This window comes from Pirellulales bacterium (assembly GCA_035546535.1).
In the GTDB taxonomy this organism is placed as follows: domain Bacteria; phylum Planctomycetota; class Planctomycetia; order Pirellulales; family JACPPG01; genus JACPPG01.
In genome coordinates, this window is the sequence record DASZWQ010000050.1 from 1 (window position 1) to 19,535 (window position 19,535).

Consider the following 19,535-nt stretch of genomic DNA (forward strand, 5'->3'; position numbering starts at 1 on the left):
TTGCCTTCGACCGGATCGCGCACGTCCCCCTCTTCGACCACGACGCGACCGGCGTGGATCACGTAGCGCGGCAGTTCGAACATCGTTTCGCGGTTGTCGTCGGGCGTGTAGATCGTGACATCGGCGTCGGCCCCCACGCCCAGGTGCCCCTTGTTGGTAAGGCCGAGAATCCGTGCCGGGCCGGCCCGCGTGATGATGCAGATTTCGCTTAGCGTGTACTCGCGATCGAGGTCCGCCAGCACGGTGCGCTCGCGCACGCTCGGGTGTGCCTGGCGGATCATGTCGCCCCGGTAGGTGCGGTCCATCAGCAACCGGATGATCTGCGGATAAGCGAGGAACGACGCGCCGTTGGGATGATCGGTGCTCATCACCACGCGCCACGGATCGTCGACCAGCAGGTACCATTCCAGGCCGATCGCCCATTGCAGGGCGTTGATCAGGCTCTTGTTCTTGTATTCGATCGGCGCGATGCCGCAGCCGGCCTCCATCTCGGTATCACTGCTGAACCACTTCGACTTGTACACCTTGCTCAGGAAGTAGCCCAGCGGCCCGTCGCCGGTCATGCTCGTGGTCTTGCCGAACAAAACCTGTCCGACGTCGATCGTCAGGTTGCTGTGCTGGTTCACGTAGTCGGCGAGCTGCACGACTTTCGAATTGAAAGTGTTCTCGTCCCCTTCGCCGCCGCCGTAGCTGTGGAACTGGATATGCGTCATGTGGCCGCGATGCCCTTCCAAGAGGCGCATCGTTTCCAGCGTGGTGGTCCAGTTGCCCGGCAGCCCCAGGTTGTTGGCATGAATGTGGACCGGATGCGGCAGGCGCAATTCGTCGACGGCCTGGGCGACGGTCTGCACGATTTGCCGCGGCGTGACGTCGTAGGGCGCAACGACATCGTCGAGCGCGCTCACATTGCCCGAGGCACGGCTCTTCCAGACTTCGACGCCGCCGGGGTTCACCAGCTTCGCGGCGTATCCCTTGGCCGACGACAAGAGCCAGGCGATGAATGCCTTGGCGCGTTCGTGCTCGCCCCGCTGGATGGCGCGCATGATGTAGTGATTGTTCCCCATCAAGACGTAGAAGCCCTTGTCCAAACAGGGCGTGTCGGCAAATTCTTCGTGCGCGTGCCGGGCCGAGAGGGCGGGGATCGCGGCGTCGAACGCCGTGGTGTAGCCGAGCACCGCGTACTTGTAGCCCGTGGCAAACGTGCTCGGCACGCTCCCCATCGTGCCGCTGCGGGTAAGCGCTGTGCGGCGCACCGGCTCGGCCGTGCGTTTCTCCTCGGGCCGCAGCTTGCGGGCCATGTTCACCTTCGGCCCGGCAATGTGGCAGTGCATGTCGATGCCGCCCGGCATCACGACCAGCCCACGTGCGTCGATCACGCGCGCGGGCCGGACCGCGGGATCGGTCGGCGCGGCCACGATGCGCCCATTGTCGATCCACAGGTCGCGGACCTGGCCGTCGATCTTGTTGGCGGGGTCATAAACCGTGCCGCCCGAGATTTTTAAGAGTGACATGCAGGAATTCGGTTACATTCGATGCGCTGGGCCGGCGAACCATCGATCCGCTGCCGCGTCCAGGCGTTCCGTCACCTTCGCCCGCTCGGATCGATTGGTCAAGGGGAGTGGCAGGAAGGGGCGCGCGAACCGGCGACCGTGAAGCCGCGTCTTTCCGCGCAAGCGCCAACACGGCGCGAGATTCGTCCGGCCAGAAACTTGCGAGGACTACTTATATGTCAGCACGCGATATCGCCTGGGGAGAAATCGACGCGGCACGCCGCTATTCGCTCGGGCTTTTGGAAAGCGTTCACGAGCGCGACTGGTTCCGGCAGCCGACCGAAGGCATCACGCACATTGCCTGGCAGATGGGGCACCTGGCCGCGGCCCAGTATTCGTTGTGCCTGCTGCGACTGCGTGGCGCCCAGGATACCGACGCACAGATTCTGCCCCCGAAGTTCACCGAACTTTTCTTGCGCGGCACGGCACCTGTTCCCGACCCGGCGAAATACCCGGCGCCGGCCGAAATCCTGGAAACGCTGGGCCGAGTCCAGGCGGCCGTCGAAACAGAACTGGCACGACATGCGGACGCCGACCTTGAACAACCGCAACGCGGCAAACCGCATCCGCTCTTTACGACAACACTCGGCGGACTCTTCTGGTGCGCCCGGCACGAAATGCTGCACGCCGGCCAGGTGGGTCTGCTCAAGCGACTGCTCGGCTACGCCCCCAAATGGTAATCCGGGTTTGACGGCTAGCGCCGCCGCTCGGCCGCGCGCGGCTCCTCGTTGTCGGCCGTGATCTCGAGGATCAAGTACAACTGCTGGTCCCCTTCGGCCATGCCGACGTCGAGGCTCATTCCGCCCACGAGCACGAGTTTGCCCAATGGCAAGTTCAAGCTGGTGGCCAATTGCTGGGCCCCCGATTGAATGCGATCGATCTGCACCGCCGGGTCTTTCGTGTCGTTCGGCCCGGTCAGCTTGATGGCATCCGTTTTTTCGTCCGATTGCGTGACGGCGCTGTGCAGGTCCACGAGCACCATGTCCTGGTCGGGCAGAATCAGCGGCGTCAATTGCAAGAGGGCACCGAAATGCGGCGTCAGGATCGTGGCCTGGTAGCCCGGGCTCGTACCGACGACCGGAATGGCGCCTTGCACCTTGGTGTCCAAGCGACCCGAAATCACGTGAACCGTCTGGCCATTGATGCACGTGACACGGCCGCTGGCATGCCGCGCCCCGGGCGGCAGCGCTGTCAGCCGTTCGCGCGAGATTTCACCGCCGCGAGATACTTGCTTATCGGCTGCACCGGTGAGCGCGGCCAGTTGCTCGCCGTTCACAAGCACCCAGTGCGCTTCGACCGACACCTGGCGCAGGGTGCCGATCTCGCGCCGCAAATCCTTGAAGAACGTTTCGATCTTGGCGTGTACCGGCAGCGTCTGGCTGATGGCGAGCGCTCCGCCGATGGGCGAAATCGAGCCCGAGCCGCCTTGTTCGTCCCAACTCTCAGGATCGATCAGGCTGGTGATGGTGTTCATCAACGGGCCCCAGGAAATACGCTGCGAGATCGACGGGCGCGGTGGCGTACCGCCCAGTCCGCCTCCCAACCCACCGACCTGGCCGAGAATGTGATCGGGGACGCGAAACATCCCGCCCCCCATGCCGCCGCCCCCTCCGCCTCCGGCCGCGGGGGCAGCCCCGCCGCCCCCCCCCATGCCACCCATGCCGCCGCCCATTCCTCCCATGCCACCGCGGAAGCCTGTTGGGTTGACGCCGGGTGCTGATTTGCCCATGCCCGGCAAAAAGGTCCCTTCGTACGGGTAGTTGGGCACCGGCACGACCAGGTCGATGACGCGATAAACTTTCACGACCAGCGGCAGCTCTTCGTCATTGTCTTCGTCGGCAGCCGCGGCTTGCTGCGAGAGGGCCGCGAGAATCGCTGCGGTGATCGTCAATAAAGCCAGCCAGGTCTTCCTTCGTGTAAAGCGCGTCATAGCTCACCTCGTATGTGCGTTGGTTACGTGTTGCAGTTCGAATTCGGCGGCGCGAACGCTCGCCATCAGGTAAAGATCCCCACGAGCCTCTTGCAGGACGGCGGCCGCCTGGGCCGAGGGATTCAGAAGTAGCGCGACAAGGGCTGGTTGCCGCTGCCCTGCGTCTCCCAGTGCGGCGGCAAGCGCCGCGATGACTTCGGGATTGGTCGAGTTCGCTAGCGCCAGCGCCGCGGCGTTCCGCACCTCAGCTTGCGGCGAGCGTAGAAACGCGAGCAGTGCAGCGCTGGGTTGCGGCCCGACGGTTTCGAGCGCCGCCAGCGCCTCGGCTCGACTCTGCGGCAGCGCGACAAACGTCAGGAACGCGCCGACCGACTCTTCGGTTCCACGGACAAGCAGCTCCCTTAAAAGCCGGCGCCGCAGCTCGCGGTGCGGTTGCCGCACGAGCATATCGACGATGTTGGCGACTTCCCCGGTCCGCACGACCGACTCAACGGCTTTGCCTGCGGGCGATGCAGCTAGCGCCACGGCTTGTGATCGGCGCGCAAGCGCCGCCGTACGGGCCACCAATTGTTCGCCCCGGCGCCGGGCGGCCGTCCGAAACTGCTCGTAATAACGAAAGCCGGAGACGATCAGATTGCCGGCGCGCTGGGCGATTGAATCCGCAGAGAGTGGCAGATTCGCAAGCGGCCCGTTCGACGACTTGTCAGCGGCGATATGAGCCGCCGACGCGCGTTTGCTCTTCGCCGCAACCTTTCGCGGCCGCACATGTCCCTCGGCATAGCTGGCCAGAATCACGCGCTCGTACAGCGTGGGATCGCGCACCAGGGGCGCCGCCGAAGGTTCCTTTCTCTCCTGTTTGACCACCGCCGGCGGCTTAGGGCGCACGACGGCAATTTCCGGAGCCACGGTTGCGGTCATCGAGCCGCGTTCGGTACGCCACAGAGCCGTCACTCCCGCGATTGCGAGCACGGCCGCCGCCACCGCCGCGCCGGCAAGGACGAACTGCCGACGCCGGCGAGCGCGACTCAAGCCACGCCAGTGGTCGCGCAGTCGGGCCAACTGCTCGGGGGCAGGCTCGGGCCAGCGGGCCTCGGCCAGCAGCCGATCGAGCGCCGCGTCCTGCTTGTCGTGAGAGTGACGTTCGTTCATCGGATCACTTTTCGGCAAAGCCCAGGTAAGCAGCGAGCCGGCTCCGCAGCCGCGCCCGCGCCGCCGACAAGGTTGCGTGAACGTTCTGCTCGGTGATGTCGAGCAGCCCGGCGGTTTCCACGATCGACAATCCTTCGAAGGCCGTAAGCACCATCACTTCGCGCTGCCGTAGCGGCAGCCGGGAAACTTCGGCCGCCACGCGATCGGCCAACTCGTTCGTTGCCGCGGCGGTCGGCGGGCTCACGGACCGGGGGTCGGGTGTTTCCTCGGCCTCGTCGATCGAGGCGATCGAGAACGTTCGGTTGCTGCGTAGTCGATCGCGAAACACGTTGATCAACACTCGATAGAACCAGGTGCGAAACGTCGCGCTACCGCGAAAGGTCTGCCAGCTGCGCGCGATACGGAGCAAGGCGTCCTGCACGAGATCTTCGGCCGCGTCGCGGTCTCCGGTCATCCGTGTGGCGAACCGCAAGGCTGCCGGCAGATGCTCGAGGACCAGTCGATCAAGCTCAGCGAAGTCCGCCACGAGTCGCCTCTGGTTGCTCCCTCGTGCCTTTGCGGAACTCGTCTACCATTTAGACGCAGAAACGGTCCCCACTCTCAAAGGCAAAAGCCAGAATAGTCGGAAAATATGCCGCCGGGCCGGGGACGGCGGCGATTTCGCAGTCGCAAGGACGAAGGCCGAAGCCTGGCCCCAGGGTGCAAGGGAGAGCCGAGGCCGCCATGGGGATAAATCCCGCGGACTTACCTTCACCCGCCGGGGATTTCGCGGCCGTGCGGGTCCTTCTGAGCATCGCTCAGGTCGGCCACGATCTGCTCTTGCAGCCGACTGTCGATAAAATGTTCCATTCGTTCGGCCGGGTCGTGGACGTGATCGGCCGCCAGTCCCAAATGCTCGACCAGATACGCTTCCCAGAGGCGGTGCGAGCGGACGAGCTCCGCGGCCCGGCGGCGGCCCTGATCGGTCAGTTGCAAGCCTACGGCCGAGCGCTGCAATTCGCCGCGCCGCAACAGCGACCACAGCCCGACGTTGGCCAGTACCCCGGCGCCCACGGCCTGCGTCGCTTCGCGCGGGCCCAGCCGGCGCTCGATGCGCAATTCTTCGAGGCGATAGAGCATGGCCAGCAAATCTTCGCGCACGATGCGGAGCGAAATCTGGGCGTTGCGCAGCATGGCGCTCAGGATGCCATAGCGCGGCGACACGAGCGCCGCCAAAGCGTAGCAGGCGCCGGCCACTACCGCCATGGGACCCGCGGCGGCAACGTTCCAGGCCACCGACAAGGCGTACCCCAGCACGGCCGCCACGACTCCGACGAGGGCGGCCAACAGCATCATGTTCCGCAACCGGTCGGTCAACAGCTGCGCCGTGGCGCCGGGAACGATCAACATGGCGATCACCAGGATCGAACCAACCTGCTCGAACGAAGCCACGGTCGTCAGCGCGACAAGCGCCATCAGCAAGTAAAACAGCCGATCGGCATTGATCCCCATCGTCGTCGCAAGCGCCGGGTCGAAGGCGCTGATTTTCAGCTCCTTCCATAAGGCGATGATCACGGCAACGTTCAATAACAAAACAGGAAGGATCGATACCAGCGCCCGCGGCACGTCGTAACCCCACAAGGGAACGGTGTAAAACTCCACCAAGTCGATCTGGCCGTACAGCACGCAATCGGGATCGAGATCGACGCCTTGCCCATAGCGCTTGATGAGGATCACGCCCAGGGCGAACAAGGAAGTGAAAACGACGCCGATCGAAGCATCGGCCGACACGCCCCCTTGGCGATGAATGGTCTGGGTCAAAAATGTCGTCAGCAGCCCGACGGCCAGGGCGCCGGCGAACATGAAGACGATGTTCATGCTGCCCGCCGCAACGAAGGCCACGACCAGTCCCGGCAGCACGGCATGCGACAGGGCATCGCCCAATAGGCTCATGCGCCGCAGCACCAGGTAACAGCCCAACAGGGCGCAAGCCACGTTGGTCATCGTGGCAATGCCGATCACGAGAATCGCGTCCTGCACGCCGGCGTCGAGCGAGTAGAACCAGCTAGCCACGGGTCGCCTCCCTGCCGGCGGCGCCGGGGTCGGCCGCGGCCGGTATCTCGTGAGGCGAATGCGGCACCACCGTTTCCGACGGTGGCAATTGACCGGCCGCCGCGAGCTGGGCTTCGAGCCGGGCGACAATCTCGGGCGTGAGGAAATGCTCGATCGAGTCCGCGTCGCGGTCGACGTGATCGGGCGCGATATCGGCGCCCGAGATCAGATAGAGCTCCCACAGGCGGTGCGTCCGCACGAGTTGCTCGGCGCTGACCAGACCCGCGGCCGTAAATCGCGCTCCTGCGGGTGTTACTTCTGCCAGACCCGCACGCGCCGCCCAGCGGGCCAGCCGGCGCACATTCGTCGCGGTCCAACTGCGATCGTCAACCAATTGCTGCCAAGCGACCGTCGTCCGTTCAGGCAATTGCGGCTCGGCAAGTTCGTAGAGCGACCGCAAAAGATTTTCGCGCTCGATGCGCCGCCGCACGCTCCATATTCTCACAACGCGGGCAATCACACCCCGCTGTGGGGCGAAGAGCATCGAAATGAAAAACAAAAATGTGCCGCAAAGCACGATCACCGGCCCGGTCGGCAGATTGCGCGTATTGTGACCAAAGGCTAACGGGTCGAAACCCAATACTTCTTCGATCGTGCCGGCCGAGATCATCGTTCCAAGAATGCCTGAGCCCGCGCCGATCAGGCCAGCGATCACCAGCATCGTGCCCAAGCGGTTCGTCCAGAAGCGCGCGGCGGCGCCAGGGATAATGAGCATCGCCGCCATCAGCACCACGCCCACGCTCGGCAGTCCCACGACGGTCACCAGCGCCAGCGTTCCCATCATCGTCATATCGATGGCCAGTGTCGGCCAACCCTGCGCGCGGGCAAAGCCTGGGTCGAAGCTGAAGACCTGGAACTCTTTGTAGAGCAATGTGACCAGCACCAGGCAGGCCCCGGCCACGATGGCGATGAAGCGCACATCCTCGCGCGTCATGCCGGCCGCCTGGCCATAGATGTAAGTTTGCAGTCCTGCTTTGCTGCTGGCCGTCGGTAGATTTTGAATAAGACTCGCGAGCACGACGCCCGCGCCGAAGAACGTGCTGAGCACGATGCCGATCGCGGCATCTTCCTTGGTGCGCGTGTAGCGGCACAACAGCGTGACGCAGGCAACGCCGGCCAGCCCGGTCACGAAGGCGCCGGCGAGCATGGCGGTAAATTGCCAGCCGCCGGCAATGGCTTCTGCCCCAAACCATCGCGCGGCGAGCGGCCGATAGCCGAGCACCAGGAACGCCAGGCACAAGCCCGGCAGCGCCGCGTGGGCCATCAAATCGCCGACGAGCGCGCGACGGCGGAGCACTGCGAAGCTGCCGACGATCGCGGCCACGGCGCCCAAGAGCGACGTGCCGAGCATCACCAGCAGAGTATTCGAGAGCGCGATCACCGCGGCCCTTCTCCCAGCCGCACGGCCTCGGCAACCTCGTCGAGAATGGTCAGGCGGCCACCGTACGTCTGCTGCAGGTTTTGTTTCGTAAAGGTCGTCGCCGTGGGTCCGGCCGCGACGAGCCGCAGGTTCAGCAGAATCACGAAGTCGAAATAGTTGCGCACCGTTTGCAACTCGTGATGCACGACGAACACCGTCTTGCCGCTGTTGCGCAGTGATTGCAGCAGGGCCACGATGGCTTGCTCGGTCGCCGCATCGACGCCGGCAAACGGCTCGTCCATGAAATAAATCTGCGCATCTTGCGCAAGCGCCCGCGCCAGAAAGATTCGCTGCTGTTGCCCGCCGGAGAGTTGCTGAATCTGGCGATGGGCAAATTCGGCCATGCCGACCTTTTCCAGGCATGCCGTGGCGAGGGAGCGCTCGGCCGCGCCCGGTCGGCGGAACCAGCCCAGCCGGCCGTAGGTTCCCATCATCACCACGTCGAGCGCGGTGACGGGAAAATCCCAATCCACCGTCTCGCGCTGCGGCACATAGCCGACCAGGTGGCGCTGCTCGGCGTACGGCCGGCCGTAGATCTGCACCTTGCCGCTGGCCAACGGAATGAGTCCCAACACCGCCTTGATGAAAGTGCTTTTGCCGGCCCCGTTGGGCCCGATGATGCCGATCAAGTGTCCCTCGGGCGCGACCAGGTCGATATCCCACAGCACCGGCTTGCGGTGGTAGGCCACGGTCATGTCGTGGACCTCGAGGGGCGGCGCCGCCGAGCGTGGTCGTTCGGCGGCAGGCGTATCTTCTGCAGGCGCCGCGGTCGGCTTGTCGTCGGCCATTCGTTTCATCGCAGCGCCCCCACGATCTGCTCGACGTTGTAATCGATCATGCCGACGTAGGTCGCCGCCGGCGAGTCGGCGGGGCCCAATGCGTCGGAATAGAGTTCGCCGCCCAGGCGCAGCTCGTGCCCCGCGGCCTCGCAACCTTGAATCAGGCTGCGGATGTTCTTCGAAGGCACGCTCGTTTCGATGAAGACGGCTTTCACGTGTCGAGCCACCAGCAAGCGGACCAGGTCGTTGATAGCTCCCAGATCGGCTTCGTCGGCCGTGCTGATTCCTTGCAGTCCGTGAACCTCAATGTCGTACGCTCGGCCGAAGTATCCGAACGCATCGTGCGCCGTGACCAGCACGCGTTGCTCGACAGGAATCTCGGCGATGCGGTTGCGCGTGGCAGCGTCGAGCGCGCGCAGCTCGGCGATGTAAGTGTCGGCCTGGCGGCGATAATCCTCGGCGTGGCCGGGATCAACCTCGATCAATTTCCGCGCGGCGTAGTCGGCGCAGTCGGCCCACAAGCCCACGTCGAACCACACGTGGGGATCGTAGTTGGCGGCGAACTCCGGGGCTTGCCGCAAGCGGTCGGGCGAATGCGCGCGAATCTCGTCGGTAACGGCGAACGTCGGCTTACGCTCGGCCAATCGCTCGAGCACGTCCGCCAGACGTCCCTCGAGGTGGAGACCGTTATAGAAAATCGCCTTCGCGCTCTTCAGCAGTCGGATGTCGCCGGGCGTAGCCTTATACAAATGCGGATCGACGCCCGGCCCCATGAGCGCTCGCACCTCGACGTGCTGGCCACCGATATGTTCGAGCATGTCGCCGACCTGCCCGGTCGTACAGACAATTCGAATACGATCGGTAGGTGCGACGATTTCCCCCACCCCCTCACAGCCGACGGCGAAGATCGGCAAGAGCCAAAGCACGAACTGAGCCAGGCCTTGGGGACATCGGGTTAGTGCGGAGATTGTCGTCATAGGCAGGGGCGGTCTTTTCCGCTCGGAAATTATGCGTTGTTGCAGGCAATTATTCAATGCCAAGAAATTATGTTTTTGATTGCTCAAAATCCGACCTGCCGTAGTGCAGGCGGAACTTGCGGCAGCGCCCAAGGCCGGCGATCGTGAGTTTCCGTCGCAAGGCATGGGCTGATCGGCAATGCTTGCCCAGGCCTCCATCAATCGCGCCTGCAACGACTTGCGAGAATTTGACCGGTCCCGAATCGAGGGATACGATTGCCAGTGCGGGCAGTTGCTGGCCACTGGTGAGGGTCTTGCCGTAGGAAGGGCACGTCGGGGGCTTGCCGCATGTTAGGTCTCACGTATTTCAAGCGTTACCGCATGGAGATCGACCTCGACCAGGGTCTCCCTGCGCCCGAGGTCCCCCTGGGATACCGCCTGGTACCGTGGCGATCCGACTTGCAATCGGCCCATGCCGAGGCCAAGTACCTCAGCTTTCGCAACGGCATCGATGCCAACGTCTTTCCGTGCCTCGGCGAGCATGAGGGGTGCCAGCGCCTGATGCGGGAAATCAGTCTGAAGGACGGTTTCTTGCCTGGCGCCACCTGGTTGGCCGCCACCGACGGCTTTGATCAGCCACTCGAGTATTGCGGCACCATCCAGGGGATTCGCGACCGCTCGGGGCTGGGAGCGATTCAGAATCTGGGCACCACGCCGGAGCATCGCGGCCAAGGTTTGGGCCGGGCCCTGATGCTGGCGGCCCTGGCGGGTTTCCGGGCGGCCGGCTTGCGGCGCGCCTATTTGGAAGTAACCGCCCAGAACGATAGTGCCATTCGCTTGTATCGCCACATCGGCTTTCACAAGGCGCGCACGGTATATAAGGCCGTCGAAAGCGCGTCGCCCGCGCTGCGCTAAGCCGGCGGCTGTTCTTCGCGATTGTCGTCTCTACGATTGAACATCGCGCACACTAGCGCGACTTGTGCATCGTGCCGCGGGTCCTGCCACGTCGGTTGCCATCCTGCACAAGCGCGGCTAGGCTCTATCGTTCTTATATGGTCGGATGCCCTACGGAGTGGGGACGCCGCCGGCCGATTGCAGCATCGCCCCCGTCGCAAAGCGTCGCCCCTGGGAGAAATGTCGCGTGAGCGACCCGATTCTTACACATTCGTTCAAAAATGGCCTGGTCCTGCTGGGCGAGCCGATGGAGGGGGTCGAGTCGGCTGCCTTCACCATTCGCGTCCCCGCCGGTACCGCCTACGAACCGGAATCGCTGGCCGGGCTGAGCACGCTGTCCTGCGAGCTTGCCTTGCGCGGCGCCGGGGAACGTGACAGCCGGCAGTTCGTCACCGATCTCGACAACCTGGGAATCGAGCGCGACGCCAATGTTTCCGACGCGCACACCAGCTTCAGCGGCGCGACGCTCGCGCGCAATTTGTTTCCAGCGCTGACGATCTACGCCGACGTTTTGCGCCGCCCGAGATTGCCGGCCGATCAGTTGTCGGCGGCTCGGGCTGTGGTACTGCACGAGTTGAGCGGCATCGAGGACGATCCGGCGCAGAAAGTCATTCTCGAGTTGCGCCGCCGCCACTTTCCCTCGCCTTGGGGGCGCCCCAGCCAAGGGCGCGAGGAATCGGTCAAAGCCGTCACGCTCGACGATGTACGTCGATATGTGGCCGGCAGCTTCCGCCCGAACGGCGCGATCGTGAGCGTGGCCGGAAACTTCGATTGGAACGCGGTCCGCGACCTGGTCGCGAAGCTCTACGAAGACTGGGCGCCCCAGCCGGCCAGCGAACCGACGTTGGGTAAGCCGGGCAAGCGCTGGGAACACATCGAGCAAGAGTCCAATCAAACGCAGATCGGTATCGCCTACAGCAGCGTGCCCTATCGCGATCCTGATTATTTTCAGGCCTGGGGTTCGGTCGGCGTGCTGTCGGGAGGAATGAGCTGCCGGCTGTTTACCGAGGTGCGCGAGAAGCGCGGGCTGTGCTACAGCGTCTACGCCTCGCATCAAACGTTGCGTGATCGCGCCGCCGTGCTGTGCTACGCGGGCACGAGTTCGGAGCGGGCCCAGGAAACGCTGGATGTCACGCTCGGCGAACTGGTGCGATTGAGCAAGGGGATCGAAAGCGAAGAACTCGGCCGCTTGAAGGCGCGCATCAAGAGCGGCCTGGTGATGCAGCAGGAATCGACTTCCGCCCGCAGCGCCGCGATTGCCCGCGATTGGTACTACCTGGGGCGCGTGCGGACGCTGGACGAGGTGGCGGCGCTCGTGGACGGGCTGTCGCGCGAAAGCATCAACGCCTTCCTGGCCGAACATCCACCCCGGGATTTCACGATTGTCACGCTGGGACCAAAGCCCTTGGAGGTGCCCGTTGGAATTTCGTGAGCATGTGCTGCCCAATGGCCTGGAGGTGGTGGCGGAATGCAATCCGCGGGCGCATTCGATGGCGTTGGGCTTCTTCGTGAAGACCGGCGCGCGCGACGAATCGAGCGCCGTGGCGGGGGTCAGTCATTTTCTCGAGCACATGCTGTTCAAAGGGACGGCGCGCCGCACGGCCGACGATGTAAACCGTGAATTCGACGAAATGGGGGCGCACTACAACGCCTTCACCAGCGAAGAAAAAACCGTTTACTACGCCGCCGTTTTGCCCGAGTACCAGGCGCAGGCACTGGACTTGCTCGCCGACATCATGCGGCCGGCCTTGCGCGAAGCCGACTTCACGACCGAAAAACAGGTGATCCTGGAAGAAATCCAGATGTATCAGGATCAGCCTCCTTTCGGCATGGACGACCGCTGCAAAGCGATCCATTTCGGCAACCATCCTCTGGGACATAGCGTGCTGGGGACGCTGGAAAGCGTCGGCCAACTGCCGGTGGACGCGATGCGCGAGTACTTCAAGCGCCGCTACTGCCCGACAAACATTGCGCTCGTGGCGTCGGGGCAGGTCGATTTCGACGCTCTGGTCAAGCTGGCTGAGCAACACTGCGGTGCCTGGGAGAGGGCGGACGCCGAGCGGAAGATCGAGCCCGCTAGCGCACGTTGCGCTTTCGAGTGCGTGGTCAAAGACGGTGTGACGCAGCAATACGCCATCCAATTGGCCAATGGCCCCAGCGCTACGCAGAACGAGCGCTTCGCCGCCAAGCTGCTGGCCACGATCCTGGGCGACGACTCGGGCAGCCGGCTGTTTTGGGCGCTGGTCGACCCTGGGCTGGCCGAGCACGCCAGCATCGGCCATTACGATTATCTCGGCACCGGAATGTTCATGACCTATCTCAGCTGCGATCCGGAGGCCGCGGCGAGCAACTTGCAGAAAGTGCTCGATATTTATCGCGCCGTTGAATCGCAGGGAATCACCGATCAAGAGCTCGATCAGGCCAAGAGCAAGATCAACTCGCGCGTCGTTCTGAGCAGCGAACGGCCGCGCGGACGACTGTTCAACGTCGGCGCCAACTGGGTGCATCGCCGCGAATATCGGTCGGTGAAAGACGACCTGGCCGCCGTCGACGCCGTCACTCCGGCCGACATCGCGGCCGTGCTGAAGCAATATCCGCTCACCAAAAGCACCACCGTCACCGTAGGCCCCGCCGCCAATGTCGCGCAGCCCAAGTAGCGCGAGAACGACGAATCCGATGGCGGCCAACGATTGCAGGAAGGCAACATGCCGGCACGCCCGTTGAGCAAGATCAGTCCTGACTGGTGGGACTATACGACGCTCGATCGCGAGATCCTGGATGACGCCGCGCGCCTCACACCCGAAGACATGCTGGCGCTCGCGCGGCCCGGCTTTGACGTGCGCTTTTATGACACGCTGGAAGATTTTTACCTGGCCGAGGCGCTGGAATACATCACCAGTTGGCGGGCGGCCACGCCGGAATCGCCGGCGGGCATTTGCGGACCGATCGGTCCCACGGAGCAGTTGCCGCTGGTCGCCCGGCTGGTGAACGAGCTCGAGCTGAACTTGCGCCACGCCCATTTCTGGGGCATGGACGAATGGGTCGTCGACGGCCGCGCGGCGTCGCTCGAATTTCCGCTCTCGTTCGCCCGGGCTGATCTCGAGTTGTGCTTCAATCGCATTCGGCCTGACTTGCGGATGCCGTCGGCCAATATTCATTTTCCCAACGAGAACCTGGCGGCCTACGTGGCCAGTTATTCGCAAGCGCGCTGCCTGGTGATGCAGGGAGGGCAGGGGGAAGTCAAGCATTGGGCGTTCAATGACCCGCCGCGCCGCGTGGCTCCCTATCACGATCAGCCCCCCGCGCCCGAAGAATACCGACGCCTTTCGACGCGCGTGGTCGAACTGCATCCGATGACGATTATTCAAAACGCCCGCACCTCGGGCGGCGGTGTGGTAACCAACGTGCCGACGCACGCGATCACGGTCGGTCCGGCCGAGACGTGGCGTGCCGAAAAGGTTTCGATCTGGCACGCCGGCTGCCATGACAATCCGTTCGGACAGCGGCTGACGACCTTGATGATTTCGAAGCGATTGCCCGACGCCGCGGTGCCCATGTCGCTGTTGGCCGACCATCCGCAGGTGCAGTTCAATTTCTACCGCCCTGGCATCGGCACCTGCGATGCCGAAATGCATTGACACTTCCGCGTTAAGGGGCCGACCCATGAACGTGTCGGGCAAAGTCGCGATTGTCACCGGGGCAGGGGGGAGCGGTTCCGGGCGCGCGTACGCTCGCCGGCTGGCCCGCGAAGGTGCGTCGGTTGTCGTGTGCGACGTCGATGAGGCGGGCGGGCGCGAGACGGTTCGCCTGATCGAATCCGACGGAGGTCGCGCGTTGTTTTGCCGCGCCGATATTGGTCGCCGTGACGAGGTGCGCGAGCTCGTCGACTTTACGGTTCGAGAATTCGGCGGCGTGGATATCTTGATCAACAATGCGTCGCCGGCATACCATCCGAATGAACCGCTGGACTGGTGGTTCGAGCCGGTCGAGATCGACCTGTTGGGCGCCATGGCCGCGATGAAATTCGCTATTCCCGCCATGCGCAAGCGCGGCGGCGGAGCGATCGTCAACATCGGCTCGACGTCGGCCGTGGGTCACGGCCGAAAGCATGCCAAATCGCCCGCCTATGACGTGGCCAAGGCAGGGCTTGCGCGTTTGACGACCACGCTGGCCTGGCTGCGGGAAACGGACAACATCCGTGTCAATTGCCTGGTGCCCGATTGGATCGCCGTGCCCGAGGTGCTGGAGTATTGGAACGCGCTCACGCCTGACGAGCGCCGCGCGCAGGACGTGCCCGAGGTTTTAACGACGCTCGACGAAGTGGCCGACGCCATGCTGGAACTGGTGACGAACGAAACGCTGGCCGGGCGAATCATGATCTGGTGGAGCGGCCAACCGCGGCAACTGATCGCGGCCGATGATCGAGGCTATGCTGCGGTCGAGGATTTCTAGACTCCATAACTTCCACGCCTTGTGTTTTCTCCTCTCCCTGCTCTTCGTGTCCCCGTGGTGCATACCTCTTACTAACGTGCCAACAAGCTCGCCATGCCTCCACGTGTTTTTGCGATCGCCGCGCATCCGGATGACATCGAGTTCGTGATGGCCGGCACCCTTTTGCAGTTGCGCGAAGCCGGCTACGAGCTGCACTACATGAACGTCGCCAACGGTTGTTGCGGGTCGAGCGTGACCGACGCCGCGACGACGGCCCGCATCCGCCGCGACGAGGCGCGCGCGGCCTGCCGGCTGCTCGGCGCGACGTTTCACGAAAGCCTGACGAACGATTTGGAGATCTTCTACGATCGGCCGACGCTCGCCCGCCTGGCGGCGATCGTACGCGAAGTGGCGCCCGAGATCGTGCTGACGCATTCACCGAGCGACTACATGGAGGACCACACCAACACGTGCCGGCTGGCCGTGACGGCGGCCTTTGCCCGCGGCATGCCGAATTTCGCAGTTGCTCCACCGACCGCGGCTATCGAACAGCCGGTGACGGTTTATCACGCACAGCCGCACGGCAATTGCGATGCGCTCGGGCAGCCGGTGCGGCCCGGCATCTTTGTCGATATCGGTGCGCAGCTCGAAACCAAGGCCGCGCTCTTGGCCGCACATGCGAGCCAGAAGCAATGGCTCGACGAAAGCCAAGGGCTGGATTCGTACATCGTCTCGATGCGCGATCTGTGCCGTGAAGTCGGCCGCATGTCAGGCCGCTTCGAATACGCCGAAGGTTGGCGGCGGCATAGCCATCTAGGTTTCTGCGCAGCCGATGCCGATCCGCTGGTGAAGGCGCTTAAGCCGGAGCGGGTGGCCCTCGCGCGACGGTAGTTCGGCGATGGGGCCTGTGCTACGCCAGGAGAACTGCAAAGTCGGTAGCCGGGGTTGTGACCCCGGAAGCGGCACGTGAAATCCAGGCCTCACAGAGGCCGGCTACAGAAGATACGCGCGCAGAATCTCAACTTTGCAGGTCTCTGTGTGCTTCGCCCGAAACTTTGACACGTCCCCCCGCAAGGCATTAAAATCCAGGCATGCGTTTTTAGGCCGCCGGTTCGCCGGCCGGTGGCCGCTTGAGTGCAACGGACAAGGCTTGGTGCGCTGAGCACACGAAGTTTTGTCCGTCCGGCCCTCAAAAGCGCCCCACCTGCGACCGGCCCCCGCCCGAAGAGGATGTTCTTCCGCCTGCCACACCTGAAGCGGAAGAAACGCCATCGAGCCTGAAAGTCTGACAAGGAACGGACGTTCATGCGGCTTGCCCGCGCGCTTACTCTTGCTCTTCTCGTGATCGCGCTAGCGACCGCGGTGTTGCGCGCCGAAGAAGCCGCCGTGAACGCGGCGAATCCGACGCCCAGTGCGGCCGATGCCGAGCGGTTCTTCGAGACCGAAGTCCGCCCGATGCTCGTGGCCCGCTGCCTGGAATGCCACGGCCCCGACAAGCAAGAAGCCGGCCTGCGGCTCGACTCGCGCGAGGCGCTGCTTAAGGGGAGCGATGCCGCGGTGGTGGTTGTGCCGGGCGAGCCGGACAAGAGCCCCTTGATTCACGCGGTGCGCTACGAAGGCAACGTGCAGATGCCGCCGGCCGGCAAACTGGCTGACCATGAACTGGCCATGCTCACCACCTGGGTGAAGCTGGGCGTTCCCTGGGGCGCCGCAGCGCCGGCGGCCACGGCCGAGACGATGCAAGAGCGCACCGTCCGCGCGAAGGCAACGCATTGGGCTTACCAACCGATTGCGCATCCCGAAGTTCCTTCGGCGAACGATCCGGCATGGAACAATAACCCGATCGATCGCTTTGTTTTTGCCGAGCTTGCACGGCAGGGGCTAGCCCCCTCTCCCACGGCCGATCGCCGTACACTGCTGCGCCGCCTGTCGTTCGATCTGACCGGTCTGCCGCCGACGGTCGCCGAGGTCGAAGAGTTCGTCAACGACACCGCGCCGGACGCCGTGGCCAAGGTCGTCGATCGGTTGCTCGCTTCGCCGGCGTACGGCCAGCGCTGGGGCCGGCATTGGCTCGATCTGGCCCGCTATTCCGACACCAAGGGCTATGTCTTCACCGAAGATCGCCGCTATCCGTACGCGTACACGTATCGCGACTACGTGATCCGCGCGCTGAACGAGGATCGCCCGTACGATCAGTTCCTCATGCAGCAACTGGCGGCCGACCAATTGAACGTCGCCGATCGTCGCGACCTGGCCGCGATGGGCTTTTTGACCGTCGGCCGACGATTCAGCAACAATACGCACGACATCATCGACGACCGGATCGACGTCGTGACGCGCGGCCTGATGGGCTTGACCGTCACTTGTGCGCGCTGCCACGACCACAAGTACGATCCGGTGCCGACCGACGACTATTACTCGCTGTACGGCGTGATGGCCAGCAGCATCGAGCCCGGCGAGCCCCCATTGATCGGCGACCCGCAAGATGGCGAGGCGTATCAAAAGTTCGTCACCGAGCTGGCCAATCGTGAAAAGGCTCTGAATGATTTTCGCGACACGAAATATCGCGGGCTGCTCGACGACCTGCGCGCCCGCGTCAAGGACTACCTGTGCCAGGTCGTGATGGACACGATGAAGGATTCGCTGCCCGACGACGCGGACCTTTCTTTCAATCCCGACGAGTTGCGCCCGGCCGTGGTGCGGCGCTGGAAACAGTATCTGGAGCGCACGGCGCGCGACCCGGAGCCGATCTTCGGCCTGTGGCACGAATTCGCGGCTGTTCCGCGCGACATGTTCGACGAGCGGGCTCGCGCAATCGTCGAACGCTTGCGAGGCGGCGACGATGCGGCGCGGCCGGTGAACCGCCTGGTGCGCGAAGAGTTCGTCAAACGACCGCCGCCCGATTCGATGCTCGACGTCGCCCGGACGTATGGCGACGTGCTGGCCGAAGTGGAAAAGCAGTGGCGCGCGGCGCAAACGCCGGCTGTGGCGGCATCGGGCGACGCGTCCAAGCCGCCCGAGCGTTTGCCGGATGACGCGGCCGAGCAGTTGCGACAGACGCTCTACGCGCACGGCGCGCCTGCCGCGGTTCCGGCCGACGAAGCACGCCGCGTGTTCGATCGAGCGACGCAAAACGAATTGAACAAGCTGCGCAAGAGCGTCGACGAGCTGAAGATCAACTCGCCGGCCGCCCCGCCCCGGGCGATGGTGCTCAACGAGCAGCCGACACCGCACAATCCGCATGTCTTTTTGCGCGGCGACCCGGCCCACCCCGACCGTGAAGTACCGCGCCGCTTCGTGCAGTTCCTGGCGGCCGAGCCGGGGAAGCCGTTTGCCCAGGGGGGCGGTCGGTTGGAAATGGCCCAGGCCATCACGAGCGCCGACAACCCGCTGACGGCGCGGGTGATGGTCAATCGTGTATGGATGCACCATTTCGGTAGCGCGCTGGTCCGTACGCCCGGCGATTTCGGGTTACGAAGCGAGCCGCCGACGCATCCGCAACTGCTCGACTATTTGGCCCGCTGGTTTATCGACGAAGGGTGGTCCCTGAAGCGACTGCACCGCTTGATCGTGCTGTCGAACACGTACGCGCAGTCGAGCGACGATCGGCCGGAATGTCGTGCGGTTGATCCAGAGAATCGCTGGCTGTGGCGCGCCAACCGGCGCCGGCTGGACTTCGAGGCCATGCGCGATTCGCTTCTCGCCGCGGCCGGCCGGCTGGATACCGCGCTCGACGGACGATCGATCGACATTTGGGCGCAGCCCTACAGCACACGTCGCTCGGTGTATGCCTTTGTCGATCGCCAGGACCTGCCAGGCATCTTCCGGATGTTTGATTTCGCCAGCCCCGACGTGAGCACGCCGCAGCGTCCCACGACTACGGTGCCGCAACAGGCGCTGTTCGGCATGAACGCGCCGTTTGTGTTGGAACAAGCGCGACACCTGGCGGCTCGCCCCGAGGTGGCGGCGGCAACCGACCCGGCCGCGAAGGTGCAGGCGCTTTATCAAGCGGCACTGGGGCGATGGGCCGAAGCGGACGAGGTGCAATTGGGCGTCCAGTTTTTGGCGCACGTACAACCGGCCGCGACGGCGGGCGCCCCGGTCGATCAGGCGGCGCGACTCTCGCCCTGGGAACAGTACGCCCAGGCGCTGCTTTTGTCGAACGAGTTCATGTTTGTGGATTGAGGGACGGGGATGTCGCACGCGCAAGATAACCGCCGACAGGATAGGCGAAACGATCGTACCGCGATCGCCGCCGGCCAATCCGCATTGTCG

At 64.2% G+C, this 19,535-nt stretch carries 16 protein-coding genes; 8 read left to right on the forward strand and 8 right to left on the reverse strand.

Features of this window, described 5'->3' with window-relative positions:
- The coding region (locus VHD36_05925; protein HVU86837.1) for a formylmethanofuran dehydrogenase subunit A at positions 1-1,511 on the reverse strand (1,511 nt) is incomplete at its 3' end.
- Positions 1,512-1,726: 215 nt separating this feature from the next.
- Between VHD36_05925 and VHD36_05930 the strand changes: the two genes are divergently transcribed.
- Entirely contained in the window at positions 1,727-2,230 is a 504-nt protein-coding gene (locus VHD36_05930; protein HVU86838.1) for a DinB family protein, read from the forward strand.
- A gap of 14 nt (positions 2,231-2,244) precedes the next feature.
- On the opposite strand, the gene VHD36_05935 is transcribed toward VHD36_05930, so the two are convergent.
- The 7 genes from VHD36_05935 to VHD36_05965 form a co-directional block, all read right to left on the reverse strand.
- The gene (locus VHD36_05935; protein ID HVU86839.1) at positions 2,245-3,480 is read right to left on the reverse strand and encodes a hypothetical protein; all 1,236 of its coding nucleotides are present in this window, start codon (positions 3,478-3,480) and stop codon (positions 2,245-2,247) included.
- Between the two features lie 3 nt (positions 3,481-3,483).
- Positions 3,484-4,629, reverse strand: coding sequence for a hypothetical protein (locus VHD36_05940; GenBank protein HVU86840.1), 1,146 nt, complete (start codon positions 4,627-4,629; stop codon positions 3,484-3,486).
- A 4-nt stretch (positions 4,630-4,633) separates the two neighbouring features.
- The gene (locus tag VHD36_05945) at positions 4,634-5,155 is read right to left on the reverse strand and encodes a sigma-70 family RNA polymerase sigma factor (protein ID HVU86841.1); all 522 of its coding nucleotides are present in this window, start codon (positions 5,153-5,155) and stop codon (positions 4,634-4,636) included.
- Between the two features lie 224 nt (positions 5,156-5,379).
- Positions 5,380-6,681, reverse strand: a complete 1,302-nt coding sequence (locus tag VHD36_05950; protein HVU86842.1) for an iron chelate uptake ABC transporter family permease subunit — start codon at positions 6,679-6,681, stop codon at positions 5,380-5,382.
- Complete coding sequence (locus tag VHD36_05955; protein ID HVU86843.1) at positions 6,674-8,101, reverse strand: iron chelate uptake ABC transporter family permease subunit; 1,428 nt, start codon at positions 8,099-8,101, stop codon at positions 6,674-6,676. Before VHD36_05955 ends, VHD36_05950 begins: the two co-directional genes overlap by 8 nt.
- Positions 8,098-8,937: a metal ABC transporter ATP-binding protein gene (locus VHD36_05960; protein HVU86844.1), complete on the reverse strand. Its 840-nt coding sequence runs from the start codon at positions 8,935-8,937 to the stop codon at positions 8,098-8,100. Before VHD36_05960 ends, VHD36_05955 begins: the two co-directional genes overlap by 4 nt.
- Positions 8,934-10,094, reverse strand: a complete 1,161-nt coding sequence (locus tag VHD36_05965; GenBank protein HVU86845.1) for a zinc ABC transporter substrate-binding protein — start codon at positions 10,092-10,094, stop codon at positions 8,934-8,936. Before VHD36_05965 ends, VHD36_05960 begins: the two co-directional genes overlap by 4 nt.
- Before the next feature lie 129 nt (positions 10,095-10,223).
- Here VHD36_05965 and VHD36_05970 point away from each other — a divergent pair, with 129 nt between their 5' ends.
- From VHD36_05970 to VHD36_06000, 7 genes are all read left to right on the forward strand, one after another.
- Positions 10,224-10,790, forward strand: a complete 567-nt coding sequence (locus tag VHD36_05970; protein ID HVU86846.1) for an N-acetyltransferase — start codon at positions 10,224-10,226, stop codon at positions 10,788-10,790.
- 226 nt (positions 10,791-11,016) lie between these two features.
- Positions 11,017-12,261 carry a pitrilysin family protein gene (locus VHD36_05975; protein HVU86847.1) on the forward strand — a complete coding sequence of 415 codons (1,245 nt, stop codon included), beginning with the start codon at positions 11,017-11,019 and terminating at the stop codon, positions 12,259-12,261.
- Positions 12,248-13,486, forward strand: a complete 1,239-nt coding sequence (locus VHD36_05980; GenBank protein HVU86848.1) for a pitrilysin family protein — start codon at positions 12,248-12,250, stop codon at positions 13,484-13,486. The genes VHD36_05975 and VHD36_05980 overlap by 14 nt, the downstream gene beginning before the upstream one ends.
- 48 nt (positions 13,487-13,534) lie before the next feature.
- Positions 13,535-14,467, forward strand: coding sequence for a glucosamine-6-phosphate isomerase (locus VHD36_05985; GenBank protein HVU86849.1), 933 nt, complete (start codon positions 13,535-13,537; stop codon positions 14,465-14,467).
- A 25-nt stretch (positions 14,468-14,492) separates the two neighbouring features.
- Positions 14,493-15,281, forward strand: coding sequence for an SDR family oxidoreductase (locus VHD36_05990; protein HVU86850.1), 789 nt, complete (start codon positions 14,493-14,495; stop codon positions 15,279-15,281).
- Positions 15,282-15,374: 93 nt separating this feature from the next.
- Positions 15,375-16,151 (forward strand): PIG-L deacetylase family protein, encoded by a 777-nt coding sequence (locus VHD36_05995; protein HVU86851.1) that lies wholly within the window; start codon positions 15,375-15,377, stop codon positions 16,149-16,151.
- Between the two features lie 414 nt (positions 16,152-16,565).
- Positions 16,566-19,445: a DUF1553 domain-containing protein gene (locus VHD36_06000; GenBank protein HVU86852.1), complete on the forward strand. Its 2,880-nt coding sequence runs from the start codon at positions 16,566-16,568 to the stop codon at positions 19,443-19,445.
- Positions 19,446-19,535: the final 90 nt, after the last annotated feature.

What these genes read in the sequence shown, in the direction of transcription:
- VHD36_05935 (HVU86839.1), bottom strand. Translation starts at nt 3,480, where the DNA reads ATGACGCGCTTTACACGAAGGAAGACCTGGCTGGCTTTATTGACGATC.
- VHD36_05985 (HVU86849.1), top strand. Translation starts at nt 13,535, where the DNA reads ATGCCGGCACGCCCGTTGAGCAAGATCAGTCCTGACTGGTGGGACTAT.
- VHD36_05960 (HVU86844.1), bottom strand. Translation starts at nt 8,937, where the DNA reads ATGAAACGAATGGCCGACGACAAGCCGACCGCGGCGCCTGCAGAAGAT.
- VHD36_05995 (HVU86851.1), top strand. Translation starts at nt 15,375, where the DNA reads ATGCCTCCACGTGTTTTTGCGATCGCCGCGCATCCGGATGACATCGAG.
- VHD36_05990 (HVU86850.1), top strand. Translation starts at nt 14,493, where the DNA reads ATGAACGTGTCGGGCAAAGTCGCGATTGTCACCGGGGCAGGGGGGAGC.
- VHD36_05940 (HVU86840.1), bottom strand. Translation starts at nt 4,629, where the DNA reads ATGAACGAACGTCACTCTCACGACAAGCAGGACGCGGCGCTCGATCGG.
- VHD36_05930 (HVU86838.1), top strand. Translation starts at nt 1,727, where the DNA reads ATGTCAGCACGCGATATCGCCTGGGGAGAAATCGACGCGGCACGCCGC.
- VHD36_06000 (HVU86852.1), top strand. Translation starts at nt 16,566, where the DNA reads ATGCGGCTTGCCCGCGCGCTTACTCTTGCTCTTCTCGTGATCGCGCTA.
- VHD36_05965 (HVU86845.1), bottom strand. Translation starts at nt 10,094, where the DNA reads ATGGAGGCCTGGGCAAGCATTGCCGATCAGCCCATGCCTTGCGACGGA.
- VHD36_05970 (HVU86846.1), top strand. Translation starts at nt 10,224, where the DNA reads ATGTTAGGTCTCACGTATTTCAAGCGTTACCGCATGGAGATCGACCTC.